The 15,576-nt window shown below is 41.8% G+C and carries 13 protein-coding genes and 1 pseudogene; 13 read left to right on the top strand and 1 reads right to left on the bottom strand.

Features of this window, described 5'->3' with window-relative positions:
* Positions 1–104 precede the first annotated feature (104 nt).
* Complete coding sequence (locus tag BET01_RS15085; RefSeq protein WP_120197625.1) at positions 105–1,121, top strand: LacI family DNA-binding transcriptional regulator; 1,017 nt, start codon at positions 105–107, stop codon at positions 1,119–1,121.
* Here BET01_RS15085 and BET01_RS15080 read toward each other — a convergent pair.
* On the bottom strand, positions 1,118–2,008 hold the full coding sequence (locus BET01_RS15080) for an AraC family transcriptional regulator (RefSeq protein ID WP_120197624.1): 891 nt from the start codon (positions 2,006–2,008) through the stop codon (positions 1,118–1,120). The two genes, BET01_RS15085 and BET01_RS15080, sit on opposite strands and share 4 nt — an antisense overlap.
* A 315-nt stretch (positions 2,009–2,323) precedes the next feature.
* Between BET01_RS15080 and BET01_RS15075 the strand changes: the two genes are divergently transcribed.
* The 12 genes and pseudogenes from BET01_RS15075 (at position 2,324) to BET01_RS15025 (ending at position 15,520) form a co-directional block, all read left to right on the top strand.
* Positions 2,324–3,709, top strand: a complete 1,386-nt coding sequence (locus tag BET01_RS15075) for an ABC transporter substrate-binding protein (RefSeq protein WP_330512985.1) — start codon at positions 2,324–2,326, stop codon at positions 3,707–3,709.
* Positions 3,710–3,739: 30 nt separating this feature from the next.
* Positions 3,740–4,711: a carbohydrate ABC transporter permease gene (locus BET01_RS15070; protein WP_120197643.1), complete on the top strand. Its 972-nt coding sequence runs from the start codon at positions 3,740–3,742 to the stop codon at positions 4,709–4,711.
* Positions 4,708–5,553 carry a carbohydrate ABC transporter permease gene (locus BET01_RS15065; RefSeq protein WP_120197622.1) on the top strand — a complete coding sequence of 282 codons (846 nt, stop codon included), beginning with the start codon at positions 4,708–4,710 and terminating at the stop codon, positions 5,551–5,553. Before BET01_RS15070 ends, BET01_RS15065 begins: the two co-directional genes overlap by 4 nt.
* Before the next feature lie 10 nt (positions 5,554–5,563).
* Positions 5,564–6,577 carry a glycoside hydrolase family 130 protein gene (locus BET01_RS15060; RefSeq protein ID WP_120197621.1) on the top strand — a complete coding sequence of 338 codons (1,014 nt, stop codon included), beginning with the start codon at positions 5,564–5,566 and terminating at the stop codon, positions 6,575–6,577.
* A 28-nt stretch (positions 6,578–6,605) separates the two neighbouring features.
* A pseudogene (locus tag BET01_RS22440) lies at positions 6,606–7,688 on the top strand (AGE family epimerase/isomerase); the annotation flags it as partial.
* Positions 7,689–7,754: 66 nt separating this feature from the next.
* On the top strand, positions 7,755–8,951 hold the full coding sequence (locus BET01_RS22435) for a glycoside hydrolase family 130 protein (RefSeq protein ID WP_408610172.1): 1,197 nt from the start codon (positions 7,755–7,757) through the stop codon (positions 8,949–8,951).
* A complete protein-coding gene (locus tag BET01_RS15050) occupies positions 8,944–10,011 on the top strand; it encodes an SGNH/GDSL hydrolase family protein (RefSeq protein WP_120197620.1) in 1,068 nt (355 codons plus the stop codon). The genes BET01_RS22435 and BET01_RS15050 overlap by 8 nt, the downstream gene beginning before the upstream one ends.
* A 24-nt stretch (positions 10,012–10,035) precedes the next feature.
* Positions 10,036–11,736: a phospho-sugar mutase gene (locus BET01_RS15045; RefSeq protein ID WP_120197619.1), complete on the top strand. Its 1,701-nt coding sequence runs from the start codon at positions 10,036–10,038 to the stop codon at positions 11,734–11,736.
* 13 nt (positions 11,737–11,749) lie between these two features.
* Positions 11,750–12,886: an SGNH/GDSL hydrolase family protein gene (locus tag BET01_RS15040; RefSeq protein WP_120197618.1), complete on the top strand. Its 1,137-nt coding sequence runs from the start codon at positions 11,750–11,752 to the stop codon at positions 12,884–12,886.
* A gap of 41 nt (positions 12,887–12,927) precedes the next feature.
* Positions 12,928–13,890 (top strand): hydroxyacid dehydrogenase, encoded by a 963-nt coding sequence (locus tag BET01_RS15035; protein WP_120197641.1) that lies wholly within the window; start codon positions 12,928–12,930, stop codon positions 13,888–13,890.
* A 256-nt stretch (positions 13,891–14,146) separates the two neighbouring features.
* Positions 14,147–14,602 carry a hypothetical protein gene (locus tag BET01_RS15030; protein WP_120197617.1) on the top strand — a complete coding sequence of 152 codons (456 nt, stop codon included), beginning with the start codon at positions 14,147–14,149 and terminating at the stop codon, positions 14,600–14,602.
* Positions 14,603–15,064: 462 nt separating this feature from the next.
* Positions 15,065–15,520, top strand: coding sequence for a hypothetical protein (locus BET01_RS15025; protein WP_120197616.1), 456 nt, complete (start codon positions 15,065–15,067; stop codon positions 15,518–15,520).
* Positions 15,521–15,576: the final 56 nt, after the last annotated feature.

Below are 15,576 nucleotides of genomic sequence, written 5' to 3'. Positions count from 1 at the left end.
TGTAACAAGAGTCACTTTTATGTAAGCTTTGTCTGTTAAGTTTACATTGACAAAATATTTAGGTTAAAATATACTTATATTAACTTAAAATATAGGGGGAGACTATGTCAAAGGCAGTTACATTGTCCCATATAGCCAAAATTGTGGGTGTAAGCACCGTTACCGTCTCGAAGGCGATGTCTGATAGAAGCGGTGTCAGTGAAGATATGAGAACGAAAATAAAAGAAGTTGCATCCCAGCTTGGGTACCAGATGGTTACCACTCAAAAAAAGGAACGGGCCAGTGGAACGGGTAATCTGGGAATCCTCATTCCATCCGGATTTTTAGATAGGGTTAATTCTTTTTACTGGAACATGTATCAGCTTGTAGTGACTTCTGCTTCCGAAAGAGGGTATTACTGCATACTAGAAATCGTTAACCAGGAGGAGGAAGCCGCACTTACCATGCCAAAGATGATTTTAGACGGCAAGGTGGATGGTGTTATATTAATTGGCCAGTCCAATAAGGAATATACTAGCTTTTTATGGGGAAATCCTCATGTACCGGTCACGTTTATGGATTTTTATGAAGCGAACCAGGATTACGACTGCGTGATATCTGATGGTTTTTATGGGATGTATCTGCTTACGGATTACCTGATCAAATGCGGTCATAAAAAGATTGCTTTCGTAGGGACGCCTATGTCCACCAGCAGTATAACGGACCGGTACTTCGGATACCGGAAAGCTCTTATGGAACAGGACATTCCATTTATGCAGGAATGGGTCATTCAGGATAGAAGCTTATCAGGAGACCATAAAGCCTATGAGACCATTCCATTGCCACAAGAGATGCCCACCGCATTTGCTTGCAGCAGCGATTATACGGCAGATGTGTTAATTAATGGGCTAAGAGAAGCTGGTTATCTGGTGCCTGAGGATATATCAGTTGTTGGATTTGATAATTGTGAATGGGATAAGGTCGTGAAGGTTCCCATTACCAGCTATGATGTGAGAAAAGATAGAATGGCAGAATTAGCAGTGTGCAACCTGGTAAGTAAAATTAAAAAGGAGTCTTATATCTCTGGCATTCAAATCGTAGCGGGGGGATTGGTGAAGAAAAAAAGTGTGTCGGAAATTTAGGTTGGGAGAGAATTCCTGTAATGGGAGGGGGTAGTCCCTGTGTATTTCCGAAACAATCGGATAAAGTGGGTTGTGTTATCAATGCCCACCAGCCTTCCTGCCTCATATACGGCAATAGACGGGTCTTCAAGCAGTCTTTTTGCTTCTTCAATTCTTCGTCTGTTAAGATACTGCAAAGGTGGCACCTGATATAAAGTATGAAATTCTCTGGACAGCCGGTATTTGCTGATACCCAGTTCTTCCTCAAATTGAGTGAGGCTATGGGGAGAGGCATACCGTCTGTCCATTGTTTTCTTCATCTCTCTTAAATAATTAGGTGCCAAATCCGCCTGGGATGCGGTTGGTGTTAATATGGAAGCCGTAAGAAGATCTGTAAGCAGTCGATGGTTGATGATCAGGTTGTCCCTGTTTAAGACCTCAGGAATTTCTGTGAGACGGCGAAAAAGAGAAAGAATGTAAGGTGTGGTAGAGAGTGTGGTCATATCGCCGAATTTATTATGAAACTCTTTTAAATAGAATAGGCTTTTGGATGTCTCTAAAAACAGCTGGTAAAAATTCCAGCTGTTTTTTTCTGTGGAAATTTTATGTCGCATGGAACCATCTATAAATAGAAAGGTTTCAGGAGTCAGGCAAAGCTTCCTATCCTCAGTTTCAAATACACCGCTTCCTGATACCGTATACAGGATGCAAAGACAGGGAAGATCTGCAGTTTCGTAACGGTAAGGGTAACAACTTTTAATATACCCGGATGCAAGAAGGGAGAGGAAGGAATCTTCTAACTCCGGTTTCACTAAATATTCATTTGGAAGACACTGGATAATATTAAGGGAAGGAGTTAGCTTGCTATCACTTAATAAATGAGTTAAAAAAAGTTTATTGAATTCCAATTCGCACCTCTTTTTTATTAATATGATAATATTTTAGCATAAATAAATATATAATTAAAGCTAAAAAAATAAAATAAGGTTATGCTTGATAAAGATAAAAAGTTAAAAACCTTATAAAATAAAACAATATACACAAAAAAACTAAAATAAATGATATATAAAAGAATAAGTGCATAAAAATATACAAGGACCTATGATAAGTTGCAAGAATGGCCGATGATTTTTGATTAAGTTTAAAATATACTTAAAATAACTTAAAACATATTAATTAAAAATAATCCTGAACTTAAAAGGATTAAATAAAAAGGAGGATGCATGATGAAGTTTTGGAGAAGATTTGGAGCGGCAGGGCTGGCGGCAATTATGGCAGCTTCCCTGGCTGGTTGCGGGGGCACAAAGGTAACAGCAACAGAGGCAGGGAAAGAAGAAAAAGTGGCGGCTGAAGTCCCGAAATTTACTGATTTGAAGGTGGGAGAAGATTACACGGATATTAAAGCAGATTTAAGATTTATCACTCACAAAACGGATCTGGTGGATACGACCTTTCAGGAGTATGTGAAAGAATTCCAGAAGATGTACCCAGGTGTAACCATTACATACGAGGGAATCACCAGTTATGCCGATGATATCATTACCAGACTTACAACAGGAGACTGGGGAGATATCTGTATGGTTCCCATGCAGTTAGATAAGAACGAGCTTAAAAATTATTTCGTTCCTTATGGCGACAAAACAGAACTGGAAAAGAAGTACATCATGTTGAATAATTTTTCTTATAAAAATGTTGTCTATGGAATTCCATCCGCAGGGAATGTTCAGGGAATCGTATACAACAAGAAAGTTTTTAAAGATGCTGGAATCACGGAGATTCCAAAAACACCGGATGAGTTTCTGGCTGCTCTGCAAAAAATCAAGGATAATACGGATGCCATTCCACTGTATACAAACTTTGCGGCAAACTGGACTATGACAGCCTGGGATGCCTATATCACGGGATCTGCCACGGGAGATCCGGACTATGCCAATAAAGGGCTGATTCACAGCGCAAATCCATTTGAAAAGCGGGCGGATATGACAGGCCCTTATGCTGTTTATTACGTTTTATATGAGGCAGTGGCAAAAGGACTTACAGAGGAAGATCCGACCACAACGGACTGGGAGGGGAGCAAGGGACTGATGAACAATGGAAAGATCGCAACTATGGCTCTGGGTTCCTGGTCTGTAGTACAGATGCAGTTAGCTGGAGATCATGGAGAAGATATCGGATATATGCCATTTCCTATTACAGTGGATGGAAAACAATATGTTTCCGCTTCCCCCGATTACAATTACGGCGTAAATGTTAACAGCAGCCAGGATAACCAGATTGCTTCCATGCTTTACGTCAAATGGCTTACGGAAGAATCCGATTTTTCTTATGACCAGGGGGGAATACCCGTTTGCTTGGGGGAAAAGTATCCAGACGTTTACAAAATGTTTGATGGTGTGAAACTGGTCATTGATAATCCAGCGCCCGATGGAGAAGAGACCCTGTACAATGATATCAACAATGACTCTGAGGTAGGAATTAATGTATCCCCGGAGGGAGTTTCTAAAATCCTGGAAGCGGCCACAACTGGTACACCGACTCTTGATGAGCTTATGGCTGATCGGAATTCCAGATGGACGGCTTCCCAGAAAAAATTTGGAGCAATCAAGTAGGAGGAGATAGTTTTGGGTGAGAGATTGAAAATGGCATCCCATGTGGCGAAATGGCTCCAAAAGGGGAAAGTAAACCGCCTGCTTGTCATCTTTACGTTTATGTTTGTACCCTTATTCCTGCTTTTGATATTTACCTATATTCCTTTTGTGAAAATGATGGGATTTAGTTTTTTTGATATGAAGTACATTGGGAAAAGGGAATTTGTAGGAATACAAAATTATGTGGCTGTGTTTCAAAGAGATGACTGCTTTAAGGCATTGAGGCTGAGCCTTTACTACATAGGGGCATCCTTTATCCAGATGTCCCTCGCCCTTTATTTTGCTTCGGTACTTAGTACTAATATCCGAGGAGGGAATTTATTTAAGGGGTTTATGTTCTTTCCATTTCTGATCTGTGGGATCGCAGTGGGCTTTATCTTTAAATTTTTCTACACCAGAGGTTTTGTTTTGGATACGGTTCTTGCATGGTGTGGTTTTACCCAGGATCAATTGCCTTACTGGCTAAAGGATACGCGTATCAATAATATTTCCATAGCGGCTACTTCGGTATGGAGGTATATGGGCCAGAATATGGTTTTATTTATCGGAGCCATCATGTCAGTAGATTCTACCATGTATGAGGCCGCAGCCATAGATGGAGCAAATGAATGGAATAAATTCCGCTATATTGTTTTTCCTAGCATTAAGACCATTATTATTCTGAATATGATCTTATCGATCACCGGTTCCTTAAGCGCATTTGAACCGCCTTATGTCATAACAAACGGAAGTTTTGGGACTGCAACTTATTTTGTAGTCATGAACAAACTGGCTCATGAGAATCAAAAGGTAGGTCTCGCTTCTGCCATGGCTGTGATCTTACTTGTGATCATTCTAGTGGCAACCCTAATTCAGAAACTTATTTTCAAGTATTTCTTCGGTGAGGGAGAAGAGGAGTCCTGGAGGGATAGGAAGAGGAGGAAGAACAGACAAGTGATGCCAGAAAAGGAGGGAGTCCTGTGAATCATAGCAAAACAAAGAAGGTATTATGGCGGGCCTTTCAATACCTGACTCTTATGGCAGGTGCTTTAGCCTCCGTGACTCCTGTGGTGGTATGTGTCATAACTGCATGTAAAACAGAAAAAGAATATGCCTCTACCAATGTAATGACGCTTCCAAATAATTGGCTCTATGTAGGGAACTTTATTCAAGCATGGAATAAAGCAAACATGGCAACGGCTTTTCGAAATTCTCTTTTGATTCTGGTATTCGTACTGCTTGGTTCTGTACTGACAGGTTCCATGCTGGCTTACATATTGAGTCGCTTCAAGTTTCTTTTCAATGGACTCATAAGAAATTTGTTTCTCTTTGCAGCCATGCTACCAGGAATCGCCATGCAGGTATCGGTTTATCAGTTGATGTATGAATTTCATTTGATCAATACATTGACAGGGTACATTATTTTAATGATGGGAACCGATGTAATTTCTATTTACATTTTCATTCAATTTTTTGAAAACATACCGGTATCCCTTGATGAGTCGGCAATCATGGATGGCTGTACTTATTTCGGTGTATTTTTCCGGGTATTAATGCCGCTTTTAAAACCGGCTATCATAACGGTAATGATATTAAAAGGCGTCGGAACGTATAACGAATACTATATGGCAAATTTATATCTTCAGGATAAGAACCGGCTGGTCACAGTAGCCACTTCCCTGTATAAATTTACAGGACCACTTGGCAGCCAGTATAACTATATTTGCGCAGGTGTCATTATCACCTTGTTACCGGCATTGGTTGTATTTATATTCTGCCAGAAACAAATATACAGTGGACTGACTCAGGGAGCAGTAAAAGGGTAGGAGGAGAAACATGAAACTATATACATCTGAAATTAAAGCGATGCCATGGCAGGAACCGGCAGGAAAATCCACGGGAGCCCCTATCTGGCGTTATACGGAAAACCCCATTATTGGGAGAAATCCAATGAATCATGTGGCAAGAATTTTTAATTCTGCTGTAATTCCCTATGAAGACGGCTTTATCGGTGTGTTCCGGGGAGAGCAAAATAATGGGATTCCCTATATTTATCTGGGAGAGAGTAAAGATGGGATCAAGTGGGAGTTTGAACAGGAGAAGATCCGGTTTGTTGATGAGGAGGGCAATGAATTCATGCCCAGATACGCCTATGATCCAAGGCTTGTGAAAGTAGAGGATACCTATTATATCATCTGGTGCCAGGATTTTTACGGAGCTGCTATTGGTATGGCAAAGACACAGGATTTTAAAACCTTTGTGAGACTGGAAAATCCGTTCCTTCCATTTAATAGAAATGCAGTGCTTTTCCCCAGAAAAATCAATGGTAATTTCATGATGCTTTCCCGTCCGAGTGACAGCGGACACACTCCTTTTGGAGATATCTTTTTAAGTGAAAGCCCTGATCTGGTTTACTGGGGCAAACACCGCCATGTCATGGGGAAAGGGAGTGCGTGGTGGGAGTCCTTAAAGATCGGAGGGGGAGCTGCCCCCATTGAGACCGACGAAGGTTGGCTGTTGTTTTACCATGGAGTATCTGGTACCTGCAATGGGTATGTTTACAGCATCGGCGGAGCTATTTTGGATCTTGATAATCCGTCTATTGTCAAATACAGGTGTGAAAACTTCTTACTCACTCCAGAAGCATGGTATGAGGAACGGGGGTTTGTTCCCAATGTCTGCTTTCCATGTGCTACAATCTGCGATCCAAACGATGGAAGAATCGCCATCTATTATGGAGCGGCAGACAGTTATGTGGCACTAGCATTTACCAGAGCAGAAGAAATCATGGATTATATAAAAGAACACAGCGTACTTTCGGATATTGATGAGGAAAGAGGAAAACGATAGAAAATAAGGACTCATAAGGGAGGATGACATGAAGGGAACAATGGCAGAAGAAATGCGGGAGCATCTGGAACATAAGCTGCTTCCGTTTTGGGAAGGGTTAAAGGATGATGATTACGGAGGTTACTTTGGGTATGTAGGCCATGATCTTAAGGTGGATAAAAAGGCAGAAAAAGGAGTGATCTTAAACAGCAGGATCCTCTGGTTTTTTTCCAATGCCTGTATCACCTTAAAACAGAATGAACTTCTTTCCTATGCACGCCATGGGTATGAGTTTTTAAAGGATCACTGTCTGGACCGGGAGGCTGGAGGCGTATACTGGTCTGTCAATTACGATGGAAGTCCAAAGGACCAGACAAAACACACTTATAACCAGGCATTTGCGGTCTACGCCCTTTCTTCCTATTATGAGGCTTCCGGCAACCGGGAGGCGCTTTGTTTTGCCTATGAGCTGTTTGATCAGATAGAAGATTCCTGCCAGAATGGAGACGGGTACGGCGAGGCTTATGATCGTTACTTTCATCCGGTAATCAACGAAAAACTTTCGGAACATGGAGTGATGGCAGAAAAGACCATGAATACTCTGCTGCATGTTATGGAGGCGTATACGGAGCTTTACCGTGTGGATCATGCTCCCAGAGTGGAAGAACGGTTAAAATATATTTTAGATGGATTTGCGGACCATGTCTATAATCCCGAGAAAAGACGTCAGGAGGTATTCTTTGACCAGAACTGGAATTCTCTTATAGATCTTCATTCCTACGGCCATGATATTGAATCCTCCTGGTTGATTGACCGCTGCGTAGAAGTGTTAAAGGATAAGGAGTATGAGAAAAAGCTGTTTCCTGTTACTAAAATACTGGCAGAGGAGATCTATAAAAAAGCTTATAAAGATCATAGTCTAATGAATGAATGTGATAACAGAGCAGAAGATAAGGACCGGATCTGGTGGGTCCAGGCAGAAGCTGTGGTGGGCTTTATAAATGCATGGGAAAAAGAACCGGAAAATAACAGGTTTCTAGTGGCTGCAAAGGATATCTGGGAGTACATAAAGGATCGGTTGGTGGATAAAAGACCTGGATCGGAATGGTTTTTAAGGCTTTGCGGGGGAGAAACCCCTTCTGAAAAGGATCCAATCGTGGAGCCCTGGAAATGTCCGTATCACAATGGACGAATGTGCATGGAGGTCATAAAAAGGCTGGGAATCATTCATCCCTGTTATAAAAAAGAACGAAATAGACAGGAACTTTTACTAAAACGCAAAAATGTAAAAAGTGACGGATATAATGGGATTTATGATAGGTACGAATACCCGGTGTTAACCAGGGAGCATGCCCCCTTGACATGGAGGTATGATATTGACTGGAATACCAATCCCTTTTTTATGGAACGTCTTGGAATCAATGCTGTGATGAACGCGGGTGCCATTGAATTAGATGGAACGTTTTATCTTGTGGTGCGAGTGGAGGGAAACGATAGGAAATCATTTTTTGCAGTGGCGGAAAGTGAGAATGGAATCGATGGCTTCCGGTTTTGGTATGAACCGGTCTGCCTCCCTGATACATGTCCTGAGGAAACCAATGTTTATGATATGAGGCTTACAAAACATGAAGATGGGTGGATTTACGGGGTATTCTGCTCCGAAAGCCATGATGAGTCCTCCACTGATCTATCTGCAGCAGTAGCCGCCGCAGGAATTGTAAGGACAAAGGATTTAAGAGTCTGGGAGAGGCTTGATAATCTAAAGACTCTTCGTTCCTCCCAGCAGCGCAATGTGGTGCTTCATCCGGAATTTGTTAAGGGCTACTACGCTTTTTATACCAGACCAATGGATGATTTTATTGATACAGGAAATGGCGGGGGGATCGGCTTTGGACTTTGCAAAGATATCTGCCATGGAGTAATAGATAAGGAGATCATAACCAGCAGGCGCCGCTACCATACCATTACAGAAGCCAAAAATGGAGCGGGAGCGGTACCCATTAAAACGTCCAAAGGCTGGATCCACATTGCCCATGGAGTCAGGAACACGGCAGCAGGACTCAGGTATGTGCTCTATGCCTTTGCAACAGATTTAAAGGAGCCTTCCAGAGTGATTGCACAGCCTTCCGGCTTTCTACTTGGACCCCGGGAAGGAGAGCGGGTAGGGGACGTTTCCAATGTGGTGTTTACGAACGGGGCCATTGCCAGGGAGAATGGAGAGGTATATCTTTATTATGCTTCCTCAGATACCAGAATTCACGTAGCAGTCACTACTGTGGAAAAGCTGGTGGATTATGTATTTAAAACTCCAGAAGATCCCTTAAGAAGTGCAGACTGCGTGAAGCAAAGAATCGCATTGATTCATAAAAATAAGGAGTTGCTAAGGCATGAATGATGTTGAAATTGCAGCAGACCATCCCTTTCTTAAGTACTGCGGAAGAATCGGAATGGATGATAAGGGAAGGCCGGAATTTGTTTATCCATGCAGCTTTGTAACCCTTGATTTCGTGGGAAAGAGCATTTTAGTCCTACTGGAAAACCACTCGGTATACTGGGAAAATTATATCGGTTGGATCTTAGATGGAGAGCAAATGAAGGCTGGTCTTTTAAAGGAAGGAAAAACCAGTCTTTGTCTGGGGAAGGAATTGGAGGAGGGAAGGCATAGCCTCATTCTATTTAAACGTCAGGATTCCTGCCATACATTTTCCTTAGAGGGGTTTCTCCTTCCAGAAGGTGGATTCCTTGTGGAGTCAGAACCTTTATCCAAACGTAGGATAGAGGTCTATGGTGATTCTGTCAGTGCAGGAGAGGTATCAGAAGCCATCGATTATGTGGGGCAGGAAGATCCGTTTCATCAGGGAGAATACTCTAACAGCTGGTATTCCTATCCATGGATAACCGCCAGAAAGCTAGGTTCTCTGCTTCATAATATCTCCCAGGGAGGAATTGCCCTAATGAATGGAATGGGCTGGTTTGAACCGCCGGAACTCATTGGCATGGAATGGGTCTATGATAAGGTCCAGTATCATCCGGCAATTGGCAGAAACAGTCTGTGGGATTTTAAGGATTATCGTCCTCATGTGGTTATCGTAGCTTTGGGACAAAACGACAGTCACCCAGAAGACTTTATGAAGGAGAATTATAATGGTCAAAAGGCTTTGGAATGGAAGGATCATTATGAGAGTTTTATACGGAAACTGAGACAAGTTTATCCTAAGGCAGTTATTGTCTTAACCACAACCATACTTTGCCATCATGATAGCTGGGACAAAGCCATAGAACAGGTATGGGAAAGACTTCAGGATGAAGATGTGTATCACTTTTGTTATCGCAGAAATGGAAGCGGGACACCGGGGCATATAAGAATTTCAGAAGCGGAGGAAATGGCCAAAGAGCTGTCAGGCTTCATCCTTGGTTTGGGAGAAGAAATATGGCTGGATGAATCCTTTTCCTGATGCTAGTTCAATGGGGAGTAGATTATGACATACATGGATCAATATGAATTCTGGTGCACCAGCCCTTTCTTTTCCCTTGATACAAAGGAAGAGTTAAAAGAAATTATGGGCCGGGAAGAAGAAATAAAAGACCGTTTTTCTACAGAACTAAAATTTGGCACAGGAGGCATGAGAGGTGTGATGGGGGCGGGCACAAACCGGATGAATCTCTATACAGTCGCAAAAGTAACCCAAGGACTTGCCAATTGTTTAAAGGAGAAGGAGAAATGGGGTAGGGGAGTTGGTATTGCCTATGATTCCAGGCATATGTCCGAGGAATTTGCCAGAGAGGCAGCCAGATGTTTGACTGGAAATCAGATTCCGGTCTATCTTTTTTCTAGGTTGACCCCCACTCCATTGCTTTCCTTTGCCATACGGTACCTTTCCCTTGCCGCTGGAATTGTCATAACAGCCAGCCATAATCCCCCGGAATACAATGGGTATAAGGTGTATTGGGAAGATGGTGGTCAAATCACAGCACCATTAGATGAGGAGATTGGCCGGTTTATAGCACAGATAACGAATTACGGTACTATTAAAAGGCTGTCAGAAAAAGAAGCTGAAAAAGAGGGATTGCTCCATTGGATTGGAAATGAGCTGGAAGATGAGTACATAAAACAAATGAATCAATGGGTGTTATCTCCCAATGCTTTAACACAGGCAGCAAATGAGGTAACCATTGTATACACCCCTCTCCACGGCACTGGAAATCTGCCGGTAAGGCACCTTTTATCCCATCTGGGATTTACCAGGGTGTTTGTGGTAGAGGAGCAGATGGAGCCAGACGGTGATTTTAAAACAGTAAAATCACCGAACCCGGAGGAGGAAGGTGCGTTTACATTGGCTCTAGGGCTGGCAGAGAAGATGAAGGCAGATCTTGTTTTTGGCACGGACCCTGATGGAGACCGAATGGGGGTTTACGTGCGGGAAGATGAAACGGGAGAATATCACCGCCTGACCGGAAATATGTCAGGAATATTTATCTGCAGTTATTTACTCCTTAGGAGAAAAGAAACAGGATGTCTCCCCTCAAATGGCGCAATCATTAAAACCATTGTGACCACACAGATGGCAAAACCACTGGCAGAAAAATATAAAATGAAGCTGATTGAGGTGCTGACCGGATTTAAATACATTGGAGAGCAGATGAGATGTTTTGAATCATCTTCTAAGGAAGAGGTTTATCAGTTTGGATTTGAAGAGAGTTGTGGCTGTCTCGTAGAAACCTGTGTAAGGGATAAGGATGCCATATCCGCAGTTATGACTATGTGCGAAGCGGCGGCTTATTATAAGACGAAGGGAAGCTCCGTGTGGAAAGCGTTAAATAAGCTCTATGAGGAGTTTGGCTACTATCAGGAATCAATGGAATCCATAACTGTAAAAGGAGAAAATGGTCTTGCTAAAATAACGCATATCATGGAATCCTTTCGTACCAATCCACCGGAGATGGCAGGCGGATTTGAGGTAATAGGAAAGGAAGATTATGAAACCGGAGATGGGGTAAATGGAAAATTCCCCAAATCCAATGTTTTGCGTTTCCTATTATCCGAAGATGCTTGGTTTTGCATCCGTCCTTCTGGAACAGAGCCTAAAATCAAGTTTTATTTTGGAGTAAAAGGCAAATCAATGAAAGATGCTGGTGAGAAGCTTAAAAGGTTGAAAGAGAACATCTTAAACAATATATGACAGGAGGAAAGGGATGAAATTACAGGGAACTTATATGGGAAATCCGGAGCGGATTATAAGGGCAGCGAAAAAAGCCGAGCATGGAAAGAATGTTGTGCTGGCATTTCTAGGTGGCTCCATAACACAGGGGTCCTTAGCCTCCGTGCCCTCCTCCTGTTATGCGTATCTGGTATTTGAGTGGTGGAAGAAAACATTTCCCAATGCCAGCTTTACTTATATCAATGCCGGAATTGGAGGCACCAGTTCTTTATTTGGCGCCGTCAGGGTCCAGGAAGATGTTCTTAAATACAGTCCTGATTTTATCATTTTGGATTTTACGGTAAATGATGAGAATACGGATTTTTTCATGGAAACATATGAAAGTTTGATTCTAAGAATATTATCCCATCCCACAAGCCCCGGTGTCATGGCTCTTTGCAATGCATATTATGACGATGGAAGATCAGCATTTGAACGTCACAAAAAAATCCTGGACCATTACTTAATTCCTTACATTTCTGTAAAAGAAACTCTTTATCAGGACATATTAGATGGCAAAAGGGATTTAAATCAGATAACTTTAGATGGGTTGCACCCAAATGATGAAGGGCATAGAAGCATTGCTGACTTAATCACCCGGGCTCTGGAAGAAATAAGGAGAATGGAGCCTAATATTGCAGATAGGCCAAACCGAATAGTTCAGTCACCTGCTTTAACGGATTGCAGCTACAGAAAAGCCAGCCGGATTAAAAATAATACAAGTCCTCTTTATTGCAAAGGATTTATTCCGGATTATTCTAAAAAAATTGGAGTGACGGATGTTTTTAAAGGGGGCTGGATTGGTTTTCGTATAGGAAACCGCATCGGGTTCGAGGTAAAAGGAAGCTGCCTTGGAATACAGTATCGAAGAACCGTAAATAAGCCTGCGCCAGTGGCAGCGGCATATCTTGATGGAGACCGGGATCATAAAATAATTCTTGATGGGAATTTTAACGAGGACTGGGGGGACTCTCTGGTTATAACCACCCTTCTTCACCATGGAAAACCAGGGAAGCATGTAATTGAGATCGAGATTATAAATGAAGTGGAGGAAAAAGATACCCCCTTTTATTTGGTTTCCCTAATCCAGTCAGGGGACGAAGGCATGCAATGCATTCCAATGGACAGATAGATTCTGATGTAGTAAAATGGCAGAAAAAAGGAGTGTTTGCCATGAGCTATAAAGTATTGATTCCACAGGATATTGCAGCAGAAGGAAAGGAATATCTGCTGGAGCGGGGATATGAAATTAAGATGGGAAGCGGAATAACAGAGGCGGATTTAATGCGTGATGTGGCAGATTGCGATGCCATCCTTCTTCGCATGGCTAAAATCAGTCAGGCAGTGCTGGAGGCAGGTAAGCACTTACGAGTAGTGGCAAGGCATGGTGCAGGATATAATAATGTGGATATCCAGGCAGCAAATGAACTAGGGATATGGGTCACCAATGCACCGGATTCCACAACAAATACCGTAGCAGAGTTTACCATCGGTGCAATCCTGGCGGCGGCCAAAAGAACCTTTTTGTTAAATAAAGCATTAAAAGAAGGGGATTTCTATTTTAGGAACAGCCATAAAGGCGTGGATCTATATCAAAAAACGCTGGGAATCATCGGGCTGGGTCGCATTGGAAGAGAAGTCGCGAGAAAAGCCAGCCTGGCATTCGACATGAGAGTAATCGCATATGCTCCCCACGCTGCAAAAGAAACGGTACCTTACTATGTGACCTTAGTAGATTGGGAACAAATGTTTCAAGAGTCAGATTTTATTTCCTTGCACATCCCTCTCAACGAAGAAACCAATGGAATAGTGGGATCCAGGGAATTTGACATGATGAAAGACACTTCATATTTAATCAACTGTGCCCGCGGTGAAGTGGTTCGTGAGGCGGATTTAATTGAGGCACTGGAACAGAATAAAATAGCCGGTGTGTTTACCGATGTATTGGAACAGGAGCCCCCAGCCAGAGAAAATCCCTTACTCACTATGGAGAATGCAGTGGTCACTCCACATATGGCTTCCAATACCAAAGAGTGCATGATTAAAATGGCAGTCCAGGCTGCATCTCAGATCGATCTGGTGCTTTCTGGAAGGACACCTGACTGGCCAGTGAATGATCCAGTAATCAGGGAATAGAAATTTAAGAGTACATAAGAGACTTTAAAGAATGAAGTGATATAAAAATACCTCTAACCAGAATATTGTATATTGTATTGTGCTAAAATTAAATAATATTCAGACTTATAAAAGAGATATATTTGAGATTTCAAAATACTGCAACTATTTTATTAATTGTCATGAATGAATAAACTTTATTGACATTATGTGAATTTGGGTGTATACTCAAGTTAGATAAAAAAATAAACAATATATTTATAAGGAGATGTCATCTATGAAAATAAAATATTCAATAGTTACAGCATTATCATTGGCTTTATCTATAGGCAGTGCTATGTCCTCGTATGCACAAGGATTTGTAAGCACACAACAAGGGGTCAAGTACCAATGGGGATCTGGCGATTACTGCACGAATAACTGGGTCAACTACAAAGACCATTGGTTCTTCTTTGGCAATGACCAGCTTATGCGTACCGGATGGATTCAAAGGGATGACACTTGGTATTATTCAACTGATACTGGTGAGCTTGAGGGTGGAATCATGAAAATCAATGACAATGTCTACTACTTTAACACCAGTTCCCTGAAAATGGTAACCGGCCCTTACACCTACAATGGTAATACATATAACTTAACTGAAAATGGAGCTACTGACGGTGGCCCATACGTCTATACAGAATGGAACAGTGACGGCACCATCAGACAGGGTAAAAAAATTGGTATTCGTTAAGTCGAATCATCAAGCCTTTATATCGTATCAACGGAAAATATGTACAAAAAAAGAACCTTGGTTTGTCTCAAAGACATTTCCAAGGTTCTTTTTTTATCATAAGCATTTCTATACCATATACGACTAATACCAATTTATTTTACAACAGTCAATTTGCAAGACCGCCAAGACCGCCTAAAGCTCCTGAAATGAGTACGCCTGCATATTGCAAAATTTAAGAGTACATAAGAGACCTTGAAGAATGATATGGAGCAAAAAGGTCCTGGCCTGAGCTATTGTATGTTTTATTGTTCGAAAGGAAAATATTTACAGTTTTCTTAAGGATATATACTTTTACTGTCAAATATTTACAAAAGATTTACTAATCTTTACGTTTACCTAAACATCGTTGACTTCAAATTGGCCCAGTTATATACTTTAGCTAAATCCAAATGCAATTGCATTTAGAAGGAGGTTTAACCTATGAAAAAAAAGTATTTAGTAGTTACAGCACTATCTATGGTCTTGTCCATAGGAAGCGCAATGTCTTCATTTGCGGAAGGATTTGTGACCACACCGCAGGGGGTAAAGTACCAGTGGGGTTCTGGGGATTACTGCATCAATAACTGGGTCAACTATAAAAGCCATTGGTTTTTCTTTGGCAATGACCAGCTTATGCGTACCGGATGGATTCAAAGGGATAACACCTGGTATTATGCGTCTGACACCGGTGAACTTCATGGTGGTATTATGAAGATTAATGGCAATGTCTATTACTTTAACACCAGTACCTTGAAAATGGTAGCCGGCCCTTACATCTACAATGATGTCATGCATAACTTTACGGAAAATGGGACTACTGACGGTGGCCCATACGTCTATACAGAATGGAACAGTGACGGCACTATCAGACGGGGTAAAAAAATAGGTGTTCGATAAATGGAAGCACAAGCAGCACAAAAAAAGAACCTTGGATTGTCTGAAAGACAATCCAA

It is taken from the genome of Lacrimispora algidixylanolytica, assembly GCF_003609635.1.
Classification (GTDB): domain Bacteria; phylum Bacillota; class Clostridia; order Lachnospirales; family Lachnospiraceae; genus Lacrimispora; species Lacrimispora algidixylanolytica.
The sequence above is the reverse complement of the archived record's forward strand: the minus strand, read 5'-3'. Positions and strand labels throughout refer to the sequence as shown.